Source organism: Affinundibacterium flavidum (assembly GCF_014284175.1).
In the GTDB taxonomy this organism is placed as follows: Bacteria; Pseudomonadota; Gammaproteobacteria; order Burkholderiales; family Burkholderiaceae_D; genus Undibacterium; species Undibacterium flavidum.
This window is the reverse complement of record NZ_JACOGA010000011.1, coordinates 188,967-205,626: the sequence shown is the minus strand read 5'-3', so window position 1 is coordinate 205,626 and position 16,660 is coordinate 188,967. Positions and strand designations below refer to the sequence as shown.

17 protein-coding genes are annotated in these 16,660 nt (G+C 43.9%); 4 read left to right on the top strand and 13 right to left on the bottom strand.

Annotated elements, in window-relative coordinates; all coding sequences use genetic code 11:
• Positions 1-3: 3 nt before the first annotated feature.
• From asd to aroC, 6 genes are all read right to left on the bottom strand, one after another.
• On the bottom strand, positions 4-1,131 hold the full coding sequence (gene asd, locus H8K55_RS13405) for an aspartate-semialdehyde dehydrogenase (protein WP_186942565.1): 1,128 nt from the start codon (positions 1,129-1,131) through the stop codon (positions 4-6).
• A 54-nt stretch (positions 1,132-1,185) separates the two neighbouring features.
• Complete coding sequence (gene leuB / locus H8K55_RS13400) at positions 1,186-2,256, bottom strand: 3-isopropylmalate dehydrogenase (RefSeq protein WP_186942564.1); 1,071 nt, start codon at positions 2,254-2,256, stop codon at positions 1,186-1,188.
• Positions 2,257-2,290: 34 nt separating this feature from the next.
• Complete coding sequence (leuD, locus tag H8K55_RS13395; RefSeq protein WP_186942563.1) at positions 2,291-2,938, bottom strand: 3-isopropylmalate dehydratase small subunit; 648 nt, start codon at positions 2,936-2,938, stop codon at positions 2,291-2,293.
• 2 nt (positions 2,939-2,940) lie between these two features.
• On the bottom strand, positions 2,941-3,072 hold the full coding sequence (locus tag H8K55_RS13390; protein ID WP_186942562.1) for an entericidin A/B family lipoprotein: 132 nt from the start codon (positions 3,070-3,072) through the stop codon (positions 2,941-2,943).
• 24 nt (positions 3,073-3,096) lie between these two features.
• Entirely contained in the window at positions 3,097-4,500 is a 1,404-nt protein-coding gene (gene leuC / locus H8K55_RS13385) for a 3-isopropylmalate dehydratase large subunit (protein WP_186942561.1), read from the bottom strand.
• A 276-nt stretch (positions 4,501-4,776) separates the two neighbouring features.
• Positions 4,777-5,856: a chorismate synthase gene (gene aroC, locus H8K55_RS13380; RefSeq protein ID WP_186942560.1), complete on the bottom strand. Its 1,080-nt coding sequence runs from the start codon at positions 5,854-5,856 to the stop codon at positions 4,777-4,779.
• Positions 5,857-6,107: 251 nt separating this feature from the next.
• On the opposite strand from aroC, the gene H8K55_RS13375 reads away from it, so the two are divergent.
• The 4 genes from H8K55_RS13375 to H8K55_RS13360 all read left to right on the top strand — a co-directional run bounded on the left by H8K55_RS13375 (position 6,108) and on the right by H8K55_RS13360 (position 11,516).
• Complete coding sequence (locus H8K55_RS13375) at positions 6,108-8,339, top strand: bifunctional diguanylate cyclase/phosphodiesterase (protein WP_329605043.1); 2,232 nt, start codon at positions 6,108-6,110, stop codon at positions 8,337-8,339.
• A gap of 315 nt (positions 8,340-8,654) precedes the next feature.
• Positions 8,655-9,977 (top strand): sensor histidine kinase, encoded by a 1,323-nt coding sequence (locus tag H8K55_RS13370; RefSeq protein WP_186942559.1) that lies wholly within the window; start codon positions 8,655-8,657, stop codon positions 9,975-9,977.
• A gap of 35 nt (positions 9,978-10,012) precedes the next feature.
• Positions 10,013-10,771, top strand: coding sequence for a LytR/AlgR family response regulator transcription factor (locus H8K55_RS13365; protein WP_186942558.1), 759 nt, complete (start codon positions 10,013-10,015; stop codon positions 10,769-10,771).
• Positions 10,772-10,817: 46 nt separating this feature from the next.
• On the top strand, positions 10,818-11,516 hold the full coding sequence (locus tag H8K55_RS13360) for a hypothetical protein (RefSeq protein WP_186942557.1): 699 nt from the start codon (positions 10,818-10,820) through the stop codon (positions 11,514-11,516).
• Positions 11,517-11,582: 66 nt separating this feature from the next.
• On the opposite strand, the gene H8K55_RS13355 is transcribed toward H8K55_RS13360, so the two are convergent.
• From H8K55_RS13355 to rpsF, 7 genes are all read right to left on the bottom strand, one after another.
• Positions 11,583-12,578, bottom strand: coding sequence for an inorganic phosphate transporter (locus H8K55_RS13355; RefSeq protein ID WP_186942601.1), 996 nt, complete (start codon positions 12,576-12,578; stop codon positions 11,583-11,585).
• Between the two features lie 74 nt (positions 12,579-12,652).
• Positions 12,653-13,279 carry a DUF47 domain-containing protein gene (locus H8K55_RS13350; protein ID WP_186942556.1) on the bottom strand — a complete coding sequence of 209 codons (627 nt, stop codon included), beginning with the start codon at positions 13,277-13,279 and terminating at the stop codon, positions 12,653-12,655.
• A gap of 121 nt (positions 13,280-13,400) precedes the next feature.
• Positions 13,401-14,789, bottom strand: a complete 1,389-nt coding sequence (locus H8K55_RS13345) for a replicative DNA helicase (protein WP_408057975.1) — start codon at positions 14,787-14,789, stop codon at positions 13,401-13,403.
• A gap of 179 nt (positions 14,790-14,968) precedes the next feature.
• Positions 14,969-15,421, bottom strand: coding sequence for a 50S ribosomal protein L9 (rplI, locus tag H8K55_RS13340; protein WP_186942554.1), 453 nt, complete (start codon positions 15,419-15,421; stop codon positions 14,969-14,971).
• A 37-nt stretch (positions 15,422-15,458) separates the two neighbouring features.
• Entirely contained in the window at positions 15,459-15,743 is a 285-nt protein-coding gene (rpsR, locus tag H8K55_RS13335; RefSeq protein ID WP_186889822.1) for a 30S ribosomal protein S18, read from the bottom strand.
• A gap of 9 nt (positions 15,744-15,752) precedes the next feature.
• The gene (priB, locus tag H8K55_RS13330) at positions 15,753-16,079 is read right to left on the bottom strand and encodes a primosomal replication protein N (protein WP_186942553.1); all 327 of its coding nucleotides are present in this window, start codon (positions 16,077-16,079) and stop codon (positions 15,753-15,755) included.
• A 54-nt stretch (positions 16,080-16,133) separates the two neighbouring features.
• The gene (rpsF, locus tag H8K55_RS13325) at positions 16,134-16,502 is read right to left on the bottom strand and encodes a 30S ribosomal protein S6 (RefSeq protein WP_186942552.1); all 369 of its coding nucleotides are present in this window, start codon (positions 16,500-16,502) and stop codon (positions 16,134-16,136) included.
• Positions 16,503-16,660 lie beyond the last annotated feature (158 nt).

The window sequence follows — 16,660 nt, the reverse complement described above, 5'->3', positions numbered from 1 at the left end:
AGTTTATTTCTCGATCAAAATACGTAACATGCGGCGCAATGGCTCTGCTGCGCCCCACAATAATTGATCGCCAACAGTAAATGCTGACAAGTAATCACCGCCCATTTGCATCTTACGCAAACGTCCAACAGGGATTGTCAATCCACCAGTGACCGCAGCCGGCGTCAAATCACGCATAGAGTCTTCACGCGTATTTGGCACAACTTTCGCCCATGGATTATTTTGCGCGAGCATATCGGTAATTTCATCGAGAGGCACATCTTTGGTCAATTTGATTGTCAAAGCCTGCGAATGGCAGCGCATTGCACCAATACGTACACACAAGCCATCAACTGGAATCGCTTTAGAGCCAAATGCCTCACCTAAACCAAGAATTTTATTGGTCTCAACGCCAGCTTTCCATTCCTCTTTGGAAACACCATTATGCAAATCTTTATCGATCCAAGGAATCAAATTGCCAGCCAAAGGTGCGCCAAATTGTTTGGTCTCATCTGCACTAAAATTATGCTGTTTTGCCAAAACCTTGCGATCAATTTCCAAGATAGCCGCAGCAGGATCGTCAAGCAAAGCTTTCACTTCAGCATTAATCGAGCCAAACTGGGTTAACAATTCACGCATATGCTGCGCACCACCTCCAGATGCCGCTTGATAAGTCATAGAAGACATCCACTCTACCAAGCCATGCTGAAACAAACCACCCAAGCCCATCAACATACAAGATACAGTGCAATTACCACCGACATAATTTTTCACACCACGGCTTAATGCATTCTTAATTACATCTAAATTGACCGGATCGAGTACGATCACTGCATCGTTTTCCATGCGCAATGTGGATGCTGCATCAATCCAAAAACCATTCCAACCTGCAGCACGTAACTTAGGGAAAATGTCAGAGGTGTAGTCGCCGCCTTGGCAGGTAATAATAATGTCGCACTTCTTCAATGCCTCAATATCATTTGCGTCTTTCAATGTTTTTTCATTCTTCGCCATCGTTGGCGCTGCGCCACCCGTATTTGAAGTTGAAAAAAACACTGGTTCTATATGAGCAAAATCCCCCTCTTCCTGCATACGCTGCATGAGGACTGAGCCAACCATTCCACGCCAACCGACCAAACCAACTAGTTTCATCATCTTTCCCTAAAAATTACAGGTCTCCCTGTTTACACAAAAATCACCCTAACATTAACTCAAAGCTTTCACCACCGCATCCCCCATCGCTGAGGTGCCGATTTTCGTGCAGCCCTCTGCAAAAATATCTGGCGTACGCAAACCTTGTGTCAATACATTTTTTACAGCAGTTTCAATACGATCCGCCTGCTCCGCTTTTCCAAGTGAGTAACGCAACATCATGGCAGCTGACAATATTGTTGCCAATGGATTGGCGATACCTTTTCCAGCGATGTCTGGTGCCGAACCGTGTGAGGGCTCATACAAGCCTTTATTGTTGGCATCAAGCGAAGCAGAAGGCAACATGCCGATAGAGCCAGTCAACATCGCTGCAGCATCAGACAAAATATCACCAAACATATTACCAGTCACCATCACGTCAAATTTCTTTGGCGCGCGCACTAACTGCATAGCGGCATTATCAACATACATGTGATCCAAAGCGACGTCAGGATATTCCTTATGGACATCAATCATAATGTCCTTCCAAAACTGGAAAGTCTCTAATACGTTCGCTTTATCCACACTAGTTAAACGTTTATCGCGCTTACGGGCCGCTTGAAACGCGACATGTGCAATGCGGCGAATTTCACCTTCTGCATAGCGCATGGTATCAAAACCTTCGCGCTGACCTTTGAATGGTCCATCAGGGCATTCACGCACACCGCGTGGCTGACCAAAATAAATATCACCGGTCAATTCACGGATAATCAAAATATCCAAACCAGAAACCACCTCCGGTTTCAAAGTAGATGCACCTGCCAATTCCGGATACAAAATCGCTGGACGCAGATTCGCAAATAAATTCAGATTTTTACGCAAACCTAAAATCGCCTGCTCAGGGCGTAATGGGCGGTCGAGGCTATCGTACTTCCAATCACCGACCGCACCAAACAAAACAGCGTCGGCATCTTGCGCCAATTTCAGTGTTGCTTCCGGAAGTGGATGCCCTGCAGCTTCATAGCCTGCTCCCCCAACAGGTGCAAATTCCATTTCAAAGGACTCACCCAAGACTTTCAAAACTTTAACGGCTTGTTCAACGATTTCAGGGCCAATACCATCACCCGGCAAAATTGCAATTTTCATGCTTAAACTTTTTATGAGTTAATCAGATCAACAATTAAATAACTGCGGCCAGCCAAGGCTGTGCCGCAATATGCGCGCTTTCAAATGCCTTGATTTTCTCAGCATGAACCAAAGTCAAGCCGATATCATCCAAGCCATTGAGCAAACAGTATTTGCGGAATGCATCAACGTCGAAAGCAAACGATTCACCTGTGCTTTTTGAAATAACTTGTTGCGAGTTCAAATCAACAGTCAGTGTAAATCCTTCGCTAGCACGCACTTGATTAAACAAGTTATCGATAATTTCTTCACTCAAAACGATAGGTAACAATCCGTTTTTGAAACAATTATTGAAAAAAATATCGGCAAAACTTGGCGCGATAATGACACGAAATCCAAATTGATCGAGCGCCCAAGGAGCATGTTCACGCGAAGACCCACAGCCAAAATTTTTGCGGGTTAATAAGATAGAAGCACCTTGGTAACGAGCCTGATTCAACACAAAATCCGGATTCAATGGACGCCCACTATTATCAACACCAGGTTCACCGTGATCCAAATAACGCCATTCATCGAATAAGTTAGGACCAAAACCAGTACGTTTGATGGACTTCAAAAATTGCTTAGGAATGATCGCATCGGTATCGACATTGGCACGATCCAAAGGCGCGACCAATCCATTGAGCAAAGTAAATTTATTCATGTCTATTTTTTCCCTGCGCTTTCGACAACTTCACCGGCTTTTTTCACGTCTTTACCGATACCTTGAATGGTGTTGCAACCCACTAATCCCAGCAGAATTATGGACAAAGTAAAAAGTGCAGCTAATTTTTTCATTTTCATTTTCCATTCATGAGTGAATTATGCAAAGGTACGCACATCCACAAAATGTCCCGCAATCCCTGCCGCAGCTGCCATTTCAGGGGATACTAAGTGAGTACGACCACCTTGCCCTTGACGACCTTCAAAATTACGATTCGATGTTGAAGCACAACGTTCGCCAGGCTCCAGACGATCTGCATTCATCGCCAAACACATAGAGCAACCAGGCTCACGCCATTCAAACCCTGCAGCGGTAAAAATCTTATCCAATCCTTCTTGTTCGGCCTGCTGCTTTACCAAACCCGAACCTGGCACGACCATCGCTAGTTTGACATTTGCTGCGCGCATTTTACCCGCGACCACTTTTGCCGCCGCCCGTAAATCTTCGATCCGCGAATTGGTACAAGAGCCGATAAACACTTTATCAATTTGGATTTCGCTGATCGGCATATTTGGGCGCAAATCCATATACGCTAAGGCCTTCTCGATTGCATCACGTTTCACAGCATCTTGTTCGGACAATGGATCTGGCGTTTGTCCGTCAATTGCCACCACCATTTCGGGCGACGTTCCCCAAGTGACTTGAGGTTGTATCTCTTCGGCAGATAAAGTTACCACCGTATCAAACTGCGCACCTGCATCGGAATGCAAAGTACTCCAGTAAGCAAGTGCAGTATCCCAATCCGAACCGGCCGGACTAAATGGACGCCCTTTAACGTAATCTATCGTGGTTTGATCTACAGCTATCATGCCAGCGCGCGCTCCGGCTTCAATTGCCATATTGCAGACAGTCATTCGACCTTCCATCGAGAGTCGCTCAATTGCTGCACCTGCAAATTCAATCGCGTAACCAGTACCACCTGCCGTGCCAATTTTGCCGATTATCGCCAACACGATATCTTTCGCAGTCACACCAGATGGTGTATCACCATCGACGCGAATCAGCATCGCTTTCGATTTTTTTGCCAATAAAGTTTGCGTCGCCAAGACATGCTCAACTTCAGAAGTGCCGATACCATGCGCCAGACAGGCAAATGCGCCGTGTGTAGAAGTATGTGAGTCGCCACAAACTACCGTCATACCTGGCAATGTCGCGCCTTGCTCAGGGCCGATCACATGCACGATTCCCTGACGCAAATCATTCATGGCGAAATAAGTTAAACCATATTGCTTAGCGTTTGCATCCAAGGTTTCCACCTGCAAGCGCGAAGTAGGATCGGCTATGCCACCAAGACGATTAGTAGTTGGGACATTGTGATCCGCTACAACGAGATTTGCGGAAACTCGCCATGGTTGGCGCCCTGCTAGTTTCAGGCCTTCAAATGCCTGTGGGCTGGTGACTTCGTGCAGTAAATGACGATCGATATAGAGTATCGATGTTCCGTCATCTTCGGTGTGAACTACGTGGGATTCCCAAAGTTTATCGTAAAGCGTTTTGGCCATAATCGGTGCCTGAAATTAAAGAATTCATAAAGCTGAAAAGCAGCTTTTGATTATGCCACAATTGTGCAACGCAAAACCGTCTAAACCATTTTTTTCAGAAGCAAATTACCAAAATAAAATTCAATAATTTTGAATTTTACAAAACATAAATCCAAAAATTATCATTATCCAGACAGATCGCCGCTTATTATTTGGGAAATTTTTCTCAAAAATGAAGTGAAAATGGAAATTTCACTTCATTCATTAGCCTTTTGAAAAGCAGCTGAGTTTGATAAGTTAATTTATCCGCACATCTGCACATTGCGCGCGATGACGTAGAGCATGATCCATTAATACTAAGGCCAACATTGCCTCAGCGATTGGCGTCGCTCGAATACCAACACAAGGGTCGTGGCGACCAAAGGTCTCTACCATGACAGGATTACCGAGCTTATCTATCGAGCGCTTAGGAGTTCGTATCGATGAAGTTGGCTTGATCGCCATCGAAACACGAATCTCTTGGCCGGTTGAAATCCCACCCAAGATGCCACCGGAATTATTCGTTTGAAATCCTTCTGCAGTAATTTCATCGCCATGCTCAGAGCCGCGCTGCGCAATTGAGGCAAAACCCGCGCCAATCTCTACACCTTTGACAGCATTAATACCCATCATCGCATAAGCGATCTCAGCGTCTAATTTATCGTAGATAGGCTCACCCAGACCAACCGGTACATTATTTGCAACAACGTCAATACGCGCACCAATGGAGTCACCATCTTTGCGCAAATTATCCATGTAGGCTTCTAAGTTTGCGATAACTTCAGCATCATTAGTCGGCGCAAAAAAAGGATTTTGCGCGGTAAACTCCCACGAAGAAAATGGAATCGCAATGTCGCCGAGCTGAGTCATACCACCATTAAAGGTAGTACCAAACTTCTGAAACAGCCATTTTTTTGCAATGGCAGCCGCACCTACGACGGGCGCCGTCAATCTGGCAGAAGAACGACCACCACCACGAGGATCACGAATACCGTATTTATTCCAATAGGTGAAATCGGCATGACCTGGCCGAAAGGTTTCAACAATATTTCCGTAATCTTTGCTGCGTTGATCTTCGTTGCGAATAAGTAACGCGATCGGCGTACCTGTCGTCTTACCCTCATACACACCGGACAATATCTCAACTCGATCAGCTTCTTGACGCTGTGTCACGTGGCGGGAAGTACCAGGTTTTCGTCTATCGAGTTCGGGCTGAATATCCGCTTCACTCAATTCCAGACCAGGAGGACAACCGTCAATGATGCAACCTATCGCTGGCCCGTGAGACTCACCGAAAGTTGTTACTGTAAACAAGGTACCAAAGGTATTTCCAGACATGTCTTTTCACTATAAAAATATAAAAATTAAGCACATTTTATCAGCCTTAACTCGAATCTTCAGAGATCAACAACATAAACTCCGAGTGAATCCATGAAAAAAACAAATTAAACTGAACATTTGCACCAAACCAACAGTTTATTTATCACTAGTTGTTTTATACTGGAGAAACACTCATCACGACTAATCGATGAAAAATGCAAAAAATTTACAATAAAAACATTACCACCTCCACTGGAGCTTGAACACAGATGAGCGAAATGAATCATGCCAATGACGATGCTCTAGTCTTCATGGATGAACTAAGTGGGGATCACTTAGCCGATAGCCATACGCCGCAGCCAAATTGGCGCGTAATGATTATTGACGATGATCCAGATGTCCACTCTGCGACTATGTTTGCACTAGGCAATCTTGAAATTCAAAATCGGTCATTAAGTTTCTTACACGCCTATTCCGCTACTGAGGCCAGAGAAATTCTGGCTCATGAGTCCAATATTGCTGTTATTTTGCTCGATGTGGTAATGGAGCAAGAAGACGCAGGTCTCACACTCGTCAATTATGTGCGTAAGACTTTAGGGCTGCACGACGTTCGCATTATTCTACGTACAGGTCAACCTGGCTATGCGCCAGAAATAGACGCAATCCGCGATTACGACATTAACGATTACAAAACCAAGTCTGAACTGACTCGCACCAAACTTTACACCACGGTCACTTCGGCAATTCGCTCATACGAACAAATTTGCTCAATCACTGCTAATCAACGCGGGTTAGAACTCATCGTCAACGCCAGCACAGAATTGATGTCGCAAAAAGGTATGCAAAATTTCGCAGCCGGCGTTTTGCAACAAATAGTCAATTTACTGGGCAGAAAAATTGAAGGCTTGGTGTGCAATTCAAGCGATGATGGTGACTCACATGACAGCGCTGATTTCAACATTATTGCCGGCAGCCACAGCTTCACTCCACTGATTGAGCAGAAAATAGCGAAGATCGACAATCCTGAGATTCGTGAAATTATTCAAGAAAGTCTTCTCGCCAAGAAAAATATTTACGCCCTTACTTCTACCGTTTTATTTTTTGAAAATTTGGGGCAACGAAGTGTTTGTGTATATCTTCAAACTCCGTTGAATGAACTAGACAAACGTCTGATTGATGTATTTTGCAGTAACGTTGCAGTTGGGCTCAACAATGTAATGTTAACTTCCCGGCTACATAAGTACGCCTACTTCGATCCTTTGACAGGATTAGCAAATCGCCTGAAGTTGCTACAAACATTAAATGAAACACTTATTTCTCCCGGTAGAGAAAAGACCGTCCTTTCTTTAATTGATATTGATCACTTCGCAGAGACAAATGACGCATTGGGGCATCAATTTGGCGATTTACTCCTTTGTGCAGTCGCCAAGAAACTGTTAGCGCACTTCGGCACATCCTGTCATTTGGCTCGCGTCGGCGGTGATACGTTTGCATTACTCGGTGATGAATCATTGGTAAATCCAGACAATATCTCTAGCGTATTTCAATTACCGTTTAATGTAGATCAGCAAGACGTGCAACTATCCTCAACGATAGGATTAGTACGACTGGGAAATTATGATGGCGGCAGCTCAGACGCCCTCAAAGACACCAACATTGCCTTAAAGCGAGCGAAATCACACCAACGTTCGTCATATAGCTACTTTACGGTAGATATGGGTGTTGAAATTCGTGAACGCGTACGGATGATGCATGCCTTGCGGGCAGCATTTGAGAACGAAAGATTATTTGTTGTCTATCAACCGCAAATTGATATGCGCACTGAACGTGCAGTGGGTGCCGAAGCTTTATTGCGCTGGAAGACAGAAGATGGCCAGTTTGTACCGCCCGATCAATTCATCCCGATTGCCGAATACTCTGGATTAATCGTTGATATTGGCGAATGGGTTTTGCGTAGCGCCTGTTTTGAATTGGTTGACTTGCACAAAGCAGGGTTTACGGATTTCAAAATGGCGATCAATGTATCGCAAGCGCAATTCTCTCATCCTTTATTTTTGCAAAGCCTAGAGCGTGCGTTACTTGACACACAAGCACCTGCGCAATGCGTAGAACTTGAGATTACTGAATCAATGGCAATGACCGATCCCGAGCTCTTGATCCGTACGCTGCATCATATAAAACGTCTTGGCGCGCAAGTCTCCATTGATGATTTTGGCACTGGCTTTTCATCTCTTAGTCATCTGCAAAAATTAAATGTTGATAAACTAAAAATTGATCGCGCTTTTGTTAATGAAATCGGCGATAAGTCTGGTGATGGCAGCATCGCAAAAATGATTGTCCAATTAAGTCAAAGTCTCAACATCAAGGTTATTGCAGAAGGTGTAGAAACTGAACAGCAAGCAGACACATTGATGTCCTACGGCTGCCATCTTGCACAAGGCTACCTCTATGCAAGGCCACTAACGAAAGAGGATTTACGAGTTTGGCTTGCAAAAAAATAATTGGAGGTGAGATCCTGCATGCCAACAATTTACAATGACAACCAGGCAGTGATAAAACCATGACAAACTATTACACACCATGACGACAATGAATATTATTCCAATATCACGGTAATTATGGCGTAAGCACAATTCACTGCTCCAACGACCTATAAAGATCGTCTATTTTTCGGTCTATACCTAGAATCTGGCAGGTCATCGCAATTTCCCTCAAGTACCACCCTCTTTCCATTACAGTGGACTTACGACGCAAAAAATTACGATGCGGCGATGCACTTCTACTGACATACGCTACAACCCAAATGATCGACCATCATGGATCCAAAAACTATTGAAACCCTCAAGCTCGTCATTCGCAACACCTTGACTTGGCTTAATATTGCCTTTGACAAAACCGCAACCTGGGTAAGTAAATTATCGTGGTGGAAGTTCTTTCTATTCGCAGTATTGCTCTTAGCGTCTGCGGACATTATTCAAAATACCTTCTTCTCATCAGATGAGGCCAAACAGGTCAAAAAAGTCTCAAAGGCCAGCAAGAAAGCCACACCAGCCTCAAGCAGCAGCATTGCGATTGATGACAAGAAATTTGAAATTGACAATACGGGCATTCGCATTAAGACACCCGAAAAACTTGGCAGTCAAAAACGCGTCGACATTGATGGCTCGGGTTGGCAAGTGGTCGATGAAAACCAAGAAAAAATCGCCTCAAAAGTCGAATCGGCAGTGAGCAGTCTGCCGGAAACAACTAAGAACTCCGAGTTACCAGGAATCACTTTTGGCAAAGACGATGTCCACATCAAACTTCCTAAAGAGGTAGCGAGAGAAATTCGTGCTGAGATGGAACGCGCCGCGGCAGATGCAGCGGCCGAAGCAACTGACGAAGAAAAAACCAAATCATCGCGCTGGTTTCAAAATTTTGTACTCCTATTGGTCTTTGGTCTCTTTGGGATGAAAGCGCTGCTCGGTGGCAAGGTACGCGCAGAAGAACAAGCCAAACAAGCCAACGCGACGGCCGAACGCGAATCTTTATTACGTCAGGTCAGCGAAGCACAAATGCAAATGATGCAAGCGCAGGTTGAACCACATTTTTTATTCAATACTTTAGCTTCAGTCGAATTTCTCATCGAAACCGATCCCCCACGAGCAGCAAAAATGCAAAGAAGCCTGATTGCCTACCTGCGTGCGGTGCTACCGCAAATGCGCGAGAACGCCGCAAAAACAAATCTGGGGCGTGAAGCGGATATGGTCAAAGCCTACCTTGAACTGCTAAAAATGCGCATGGAAGAACGCCTGAATATTGATTTCATCATGCCTGACGACTTACGCAAAGCTAGCTTCCCACCAATGATGTTGCAATCGCTGGTAGAAAACTCCATCAAACATGGTTTAGAAGTAAAAACAGAAGGTGGCACTTTGCAATTTCGCGCAGAGCATCTACAGGACAAATTGCGGGTGACTGTAAGTGATGATGGCTTAGGATTTGGTGCAGTACCAAGTAACGGCACAGGTTTAGGCTTGCAAAATATTCGCGAACGACTCAAATTAATTTACAAAGATAAAGCACAAATGGTAATTTCCCCTAACCAACCAAGTGGTGTCTGCGTTACCATAGAGATACCTTACGAAATTGCCAAATGATAGAGTTGTAGAACAATACTATTTGAAAGAGAAATATGCCGACCGCAATTATCGCCGACGATGAAAGACTGATGCGTGATCAGTTACGCCTGAGACTACAACAAGTCTGGCCAGAATTAGAAATATTGGATGAAGCCAAAAATGGCGAAGAAGCCATTCAGTTAGTTGAAACGCTCAAACCAGATTTAGCTTTCTTAGACATTCGTATGCCCGCTAAAACAGGTTTAGAGGCAGCTAAAGAAATCGGCACCAAAGCGCATATCGTATTCATTACCGCCTACGATCAATACGCTGTCGAAGCCTTCGATCAGGGCGCGGTCGACTATGTATTAAAACCTGCCGATACCGAACGTCTGACAAAAACAGTCGAGCGTCTAAAAACACGTTTAAATACGGCGACCGAACCGAATGACATGAGCAACATGTTGGCACAATTAGCCAAACAATTAGGAATAGCGCCGAAACCGAATTATCTGCAGTGGATACAAGCTTCTATCGGTCAAGAGTTGCGCCTGATTCCAGTCGAGGACATACTTTTTTTCCAATCAGACGAAAAATATACGCGCGTACAAACTGCAACCTATGAAGCTTTAATTCGTAAGCCAGTGCGCGATCTGGCAGAGGAATTAGACCCACACTTGTTCTGGCAAATTCATCGTTCAACCTTAGTCAATTCAAAAGCAATTTCAGGCGTTGTGCGCGATATGCGCGGTCGCCATTTAGTACAAATTAAGGGCTTAACTGAAAAACTCGAAGTCAGCCGCAGTTTTGTGCATTTATTTAAACAGATGTGAATATACAGGGCATCGCTAGTCAAGAGAAAATTACAATGGAATTACCATGATAATAAAAGCACTCACTACATCCTGGATTTTATTTTTTTTAACAATTTCGACCGCTTTTGCCGACAACAGCAAGACCTCACTGAATCGCTGTGAATCAAATAATGAAAAGACCGAAATTTTTGTTACTACAAATGAACGTGGCTTTTTAGTAAGTACTCAATATTCCAGCAGAACTTTGAATATTAAAAGCCGAAGCTCATTAGCTGGTGATTTTGTTGTTGGTCTAACTTCACTTGAATCAAAAACTGCCATCGATATCGCTGGCCCTGTGTGGGAAGACTTGACCAAAGAAGGAGAGTGTTTCGCAGCGAAAATAAAAATTCAACTTAGCTACGAGCCGATACAGGTTTACATAGGAAATGAGTTTGCCGAAGGCTCTTGCTCTTACAACTCTATACTTGAACATGAAATGCAACACGTTGTACTTCATCAAAATAGCTTACAGCTTATTGGAAATACGATCAAAGATCTGATGGAGAGACGCTTTCTTGGGAAACCAATTTATGCAAATAACAATTCAGCCAGACAAATGCTTGAAGCGGAAATTGATGAAATATGGCGTCCATTAATTAAAGCTGAATTCGCAAAAGTACAAATGCTGCAGAAAGAATTGGATTCAGAAGAAAATATCAACAAAGTCACATGGTCATGCTTAGGAGAAATACAAAGTAAATTCGGATATCGCTACAAATAAATCATCAGTAAGTATAAAAAAACCGAGATTTTGATCTCGGTTTTTTTATCTCTAAGATGGTACGAACTAGAGTATTTTTGTACCAATCCACCAAGCGACCGCGGCAACAAACGCAGAAGCTGGGATCGTCAAAATCCACGCCCAGACAATATTGCCCGCAACCCCCCAACGTACAGCAGACATTTTTTGTGAGGAACCAACGCCAACAATCGCACCAGTAATGGTATGCGTAGTCGATACCGGGATACCAAATACGGTGGCCATGATTAATGTCGCGGCACCACCTGTTTCAGCACAGAATCCCCCTACAGGTTTTAATTTTGTGATTTTTTGCCCCATCGTCTTCACAATGCGCCACCCGCCGAACAATGTTCCAGCGCCAATCGCCGCATAACAAGAATAAACAACCCATGTAGGTGGTGCCAAGTCACTCGCATTTGAATACCCTGCCGCAATCAAAAGCATCCAGATAATACCCATGGTCTTTTGCGCATCGTTACCACCATGACCGAGACTAAACACCGAAGCTGAGACCAATTGCAGTCTACGGAACCATTTATCAACCTTTAAAGGGGTTGATTTAACGAAAATCCACGACACAATCAACATCATCAGTGAACCCAATACGAATCCTAACAAGGGCGACAATACGATGAACAAGATAATTTTATACAGGCCTGCGGCGATCAGTGCATCTGTACCTTCTTTCGCTACAGCAGCACCGATCAAACCGCCAATCAATGCATGTGAAGAAGAAGATGGAATTCCGAAATACCAAGTAACCAAATTCCAAAAAATCGCACCAACCAATGCACCAAAAATCACATAATGATCAATGATGTGAGGATCGATCGTACCTTTACCAATCGTTTTTGCGACCGAAAGGTTAAAAACAAAAAAGGCTAAAACATTAAACAAAGCAGCCATGGCCACGGCTTGACTCGGTTTCAACACGCCTGTTGATACCACAGTCGCAATAGCATTCGCGGCATCATGAAAGCCGTTCATGAAATCAAACAATAATGCTAATACCACCAATAAAATGATGACATATAGACTCATATGCATAGTAAATTCTCTCGTGAGTTTCTTCTATAGAAAAAAGAAGCAATCAATATGAAGGGATGAAACACCACTTAGGCATTTTCAACAATAATTCCTTCGATAATGTTCGCAACATCTTCACAGCGGTCGGTCACAGTTTCGAGAATTTCGTAAATCGCTTTTAGTTTAATCAAATTACGAACGTCTGGCTCATCGCGGAACAGCTTTGACATTGCTGCGCGCATTACATGATCAGCATCTGATTCGAGGCGATCAATTTCTTCGCAAATCGTCAAAATTTGGCGTGAGTTATCCATGTTATGTAAAAGCGCAACCGCTTCTTTTACTTTCAACGCACAGGCCAGGCACAATTCCGCGAGTCGTTGAGCTTCTGGGGTAATTTCACGAATATCGTATAAAGAAATCGTTTGCGCTGCATCTTCCAACAAATCCAGAATATCGTCCATTCTAGTAATTAATTTGTGGATGTCATCACGATCAATCGGCGTAATAAAAGTCTTATGCAACAGTTCAATCGCTGCATAAGTGACTGCATCAGCTTGCTTTTCAATACCTTCAATAGCATGCACACGAATTTCCAAGTCATCAAAATTGGTCATCAAAGCGACCATCTCTTTTGAACCCTTCACGCACAATTCCGCATGTTGATTAAAGAGGTCAAAAAATTTACCCTCGGTGGGCATTAATCGTCCAAACATTTTTATTTCCCTGAAAATAGAAAATTTTTATAATAAGCCTCCGCACACCGTAGAGTGGAGCGTGGAGATCATCTGACTTAGTGGTTACTGCAAAAAAGAACTACGAAAACAATTATTCAAACTATTCATTGTCACCATAAACAGACAAGGATCCGATGTAGTTATCAAACTTGGTATATTCACCCAAGAAGCTTAAGCGCACACTACCGATTGGACCATTACGCTGCTTACCAATAATAATTTCAGCTGTGCCTTTATCTGGCGAGTCAGGGTTATAAACCTGGTCGCGATAAATAAATAAAATCACGTCAGCATCTTGCTCAATCGCACCAGATTCACGCAAATCGGACATAACCGGGCGTTTATTTGGACGCTGTTCTAGCGAGCGATTTAACTGCGATAAAGCGATGACAGGACAGCCCAATTCTTTTGCCAATCCCTTCATGCTCCGCGAAATTTCCGAGATCTCTGTAGCACGATTTTCGCCACCAGAATTACCGGCCATCAACTGCAAGTAATCGATAATAATCAATCCTAATTTGCCACATTGACGCGACAATCTACGTGAACGTGCGCGCAATTCGATAGAACTTAAAGCAGGCGTTTCATCGATATAAAACTGCGCTTCGTTCATCTTTTGAATGGCGTAGGTCAAACGCGGCCAGTCCTCATCAATCAAACGACCAGTACGCAAACGATGTTGATCCAACTTACCAACCGAACCCAGCATACGCATAGCCAACTGAGCGCCGCCCATTTCCATGGAGAACACTGCTACCGGCAACCCACTATCAATTGCCACGTTCTCACCGATATTGATAGAGAACGCCGTTTTACCCATCGATGGACGACCTGCAACAATGATCAAATCACCAGGTTGCAAGCCAGAAGTCATGCGATCCAAATCGATAAAACCTGTTGGAACGCCGGTAATGTCACTGGTATGGTCACGGTTATACAGCTCATCGATGCGTTCGACTACTTGTGTAAGCAAGGGTTGAATTGCCTGAAAGCCTTGTGCACCACGAGACCCCTCCTCCGCAATCGCAAAAATTTTTGCCTCGGCCTCGTCTAGCATTTGCTTCACTTCTTTACCTTGAGGGTTCAAGGCCTGCCCTGCAATCTCATCGGCAGCCGTAATCAACTTACGCAGCACACCACGATCCCGGACAATTTCCGCATAGCGGCGAATATTCGCTGCCGATGGCGTATTCTGCGCCAGCGCATTCAGGTAAGTTAAGCCACCAGCATCATCCGCTTTACCCGCAGCGTTCAAATAATCGAACACCGTAATCACATCGGCTGGACGTGATGAGTTAATTAATTTAACGATAGCTTGGAAAATTAAGCGATGATCAAAGCGATAAAAATCTTCTTCACTAATAAAGTCAGCAATCCTATCCCAAGCAGCATTATCCAGCAGCAAACCACCCAAAACAGACTGTTCTGCTTCGATGGAATGTGGAGGAACGCGGAGTGAGTCTAACTGAGGATCGGGTGCATGTTTCATGGTGCGCATTATACCTTTTTATTCGAACGCAAAAAAAGAAGAAGTGTGGCTATCGTCGCATTCGAATTGATGATTCTTTAGAGTAGATAATGGATACATAAGTTATTTTAACAACATCGATCCACCCATAAAAAAAGCCGGGAAAACCCGGCTTTTTTTGCTCTCGAGAGAACTAAAACTTAAGCGTGCTCGCCCAATACTGCAACGATGACATCAACTACGACATCAGTGTGCAATGCCACTGAAACGGAATGATCACCTGTTGTTTTCAAAGGACCTGCTGGCAAGCGAACTTGCGCTTTCTCAACCGCGAAACCTTGTTTCGTCAACGCTTCAGCGATATCGAAGTTTGTTACAGAACCAAACAAACGACCATCCACACCCGCTTTTTGAGAAATTTGAACTGTCAAACCGTTCAATTTTTCACCTTGAGCTTGTGCTTCAGCCAATTTAGCTGCTGCTGCTTTTTCCAACTCAGCGCGTTTCGCTTCAAATTCAGCGATCGCAGCTGCTGTTGCACGACGAGCGATACGTTGTGGGATCAAGAAGTTACGAGCGTAACCATCTTTAACACGAACTACATCACCCAAGTTGCCGAGATTAACGACTTTATCCATCAAAATAACTTGCATATTTTTCTCCTAATTTCTGTCTGCGTTATTCGATGAATTACGCTGTGTGCAAATCAGTGTACGGCAACAACGCTAAGTAGCGTGCGCGCTTCACTGCTGTGTCAACTTGACGTTGATACAAAGCTTTAGTACCAGTCAAACGTGCAGGCATAATTTTGCCGTTTTCTTGGATGAAATCTTTTAATGTATCGATGTCTTTGTAGTCAACTGCAGCTACGTGACCCGCTGAGAAGCGGCAGAATTTTTTACGTTTGAACAAAGGGTTTTGTTGCTGACGCTTTTGTTTCAATTTGCTTTTATCAAATTTTTTACCGAATGCCATTTTTGGCTCCTAATCTAGTAAATTTGTTTCGTTTTCCACTTTGATTGCAGACTGTTGAAAGTCGGTAACATGAAAAACGAGACTTTTGCTGTTGCGGTTCTTGCGTGCCAAGAATCCTGTAAAAATCATAGAGACGCCCAATTCAATCTCCAAAAATCGTTTTGAAATTTCGCCCGCTGCAATAGCTGGAACTTCAAAATCAACCTGGCGCTGACCGCCTGCTTGTTCCTGCTTAGAATCATGTATCAAAGTTGCAGTGGCGATGGGTATTCCCGCAGGGGTATAACGCAACACCGATTTTTCTACAACTGTGGCGACGACTTTAAGTTGATTCACAAGTTTATTTTTACTATGTTTTTACAACTTCTTACACGCTCTTAGTTAAAACTATTAAGCTGCTGGAGCTTCAACACGTTGTGTCTTAGCAGAATCTTCTTTCTGCACAGACTTCATCATTGGAGAAGGAGCTGTTTCTGCTTTTTTCAATTTAACTGTGAGGTGGCGCAATACGGCATCATTAAATTTGAATGCTGTTTCCAACTCAAGCAAAGTTTCAGCGTCACACTCAATGTTCATGCAAACATAGTGAGCTTTAGCCAATTTTTGAATCATGTAAGCCAATTGACGACGGCCCCAGTCTTCAACGCGGTGCACTTGGCCGCCACGTGTAGTTACGCTAGCTTTGTAGCGTTCGATCATTGCAGGAACTTGCTCGCTTTGATCGGGATGTACGATAAATACGATTTCATAATGACGCATAATTTCTCCTTGTGGACAAAAAATAAAGCCTGCCTCGGCGTCAAGACGAGTGCAGGAAGAGGACAGCCCGCGATGATAACGTACTTCCCCTTCATAATCAAGTAATTAGCTTGAATATCGATGCCAATGACTTTTTTCACGCTCCGCCCCGATCAGAG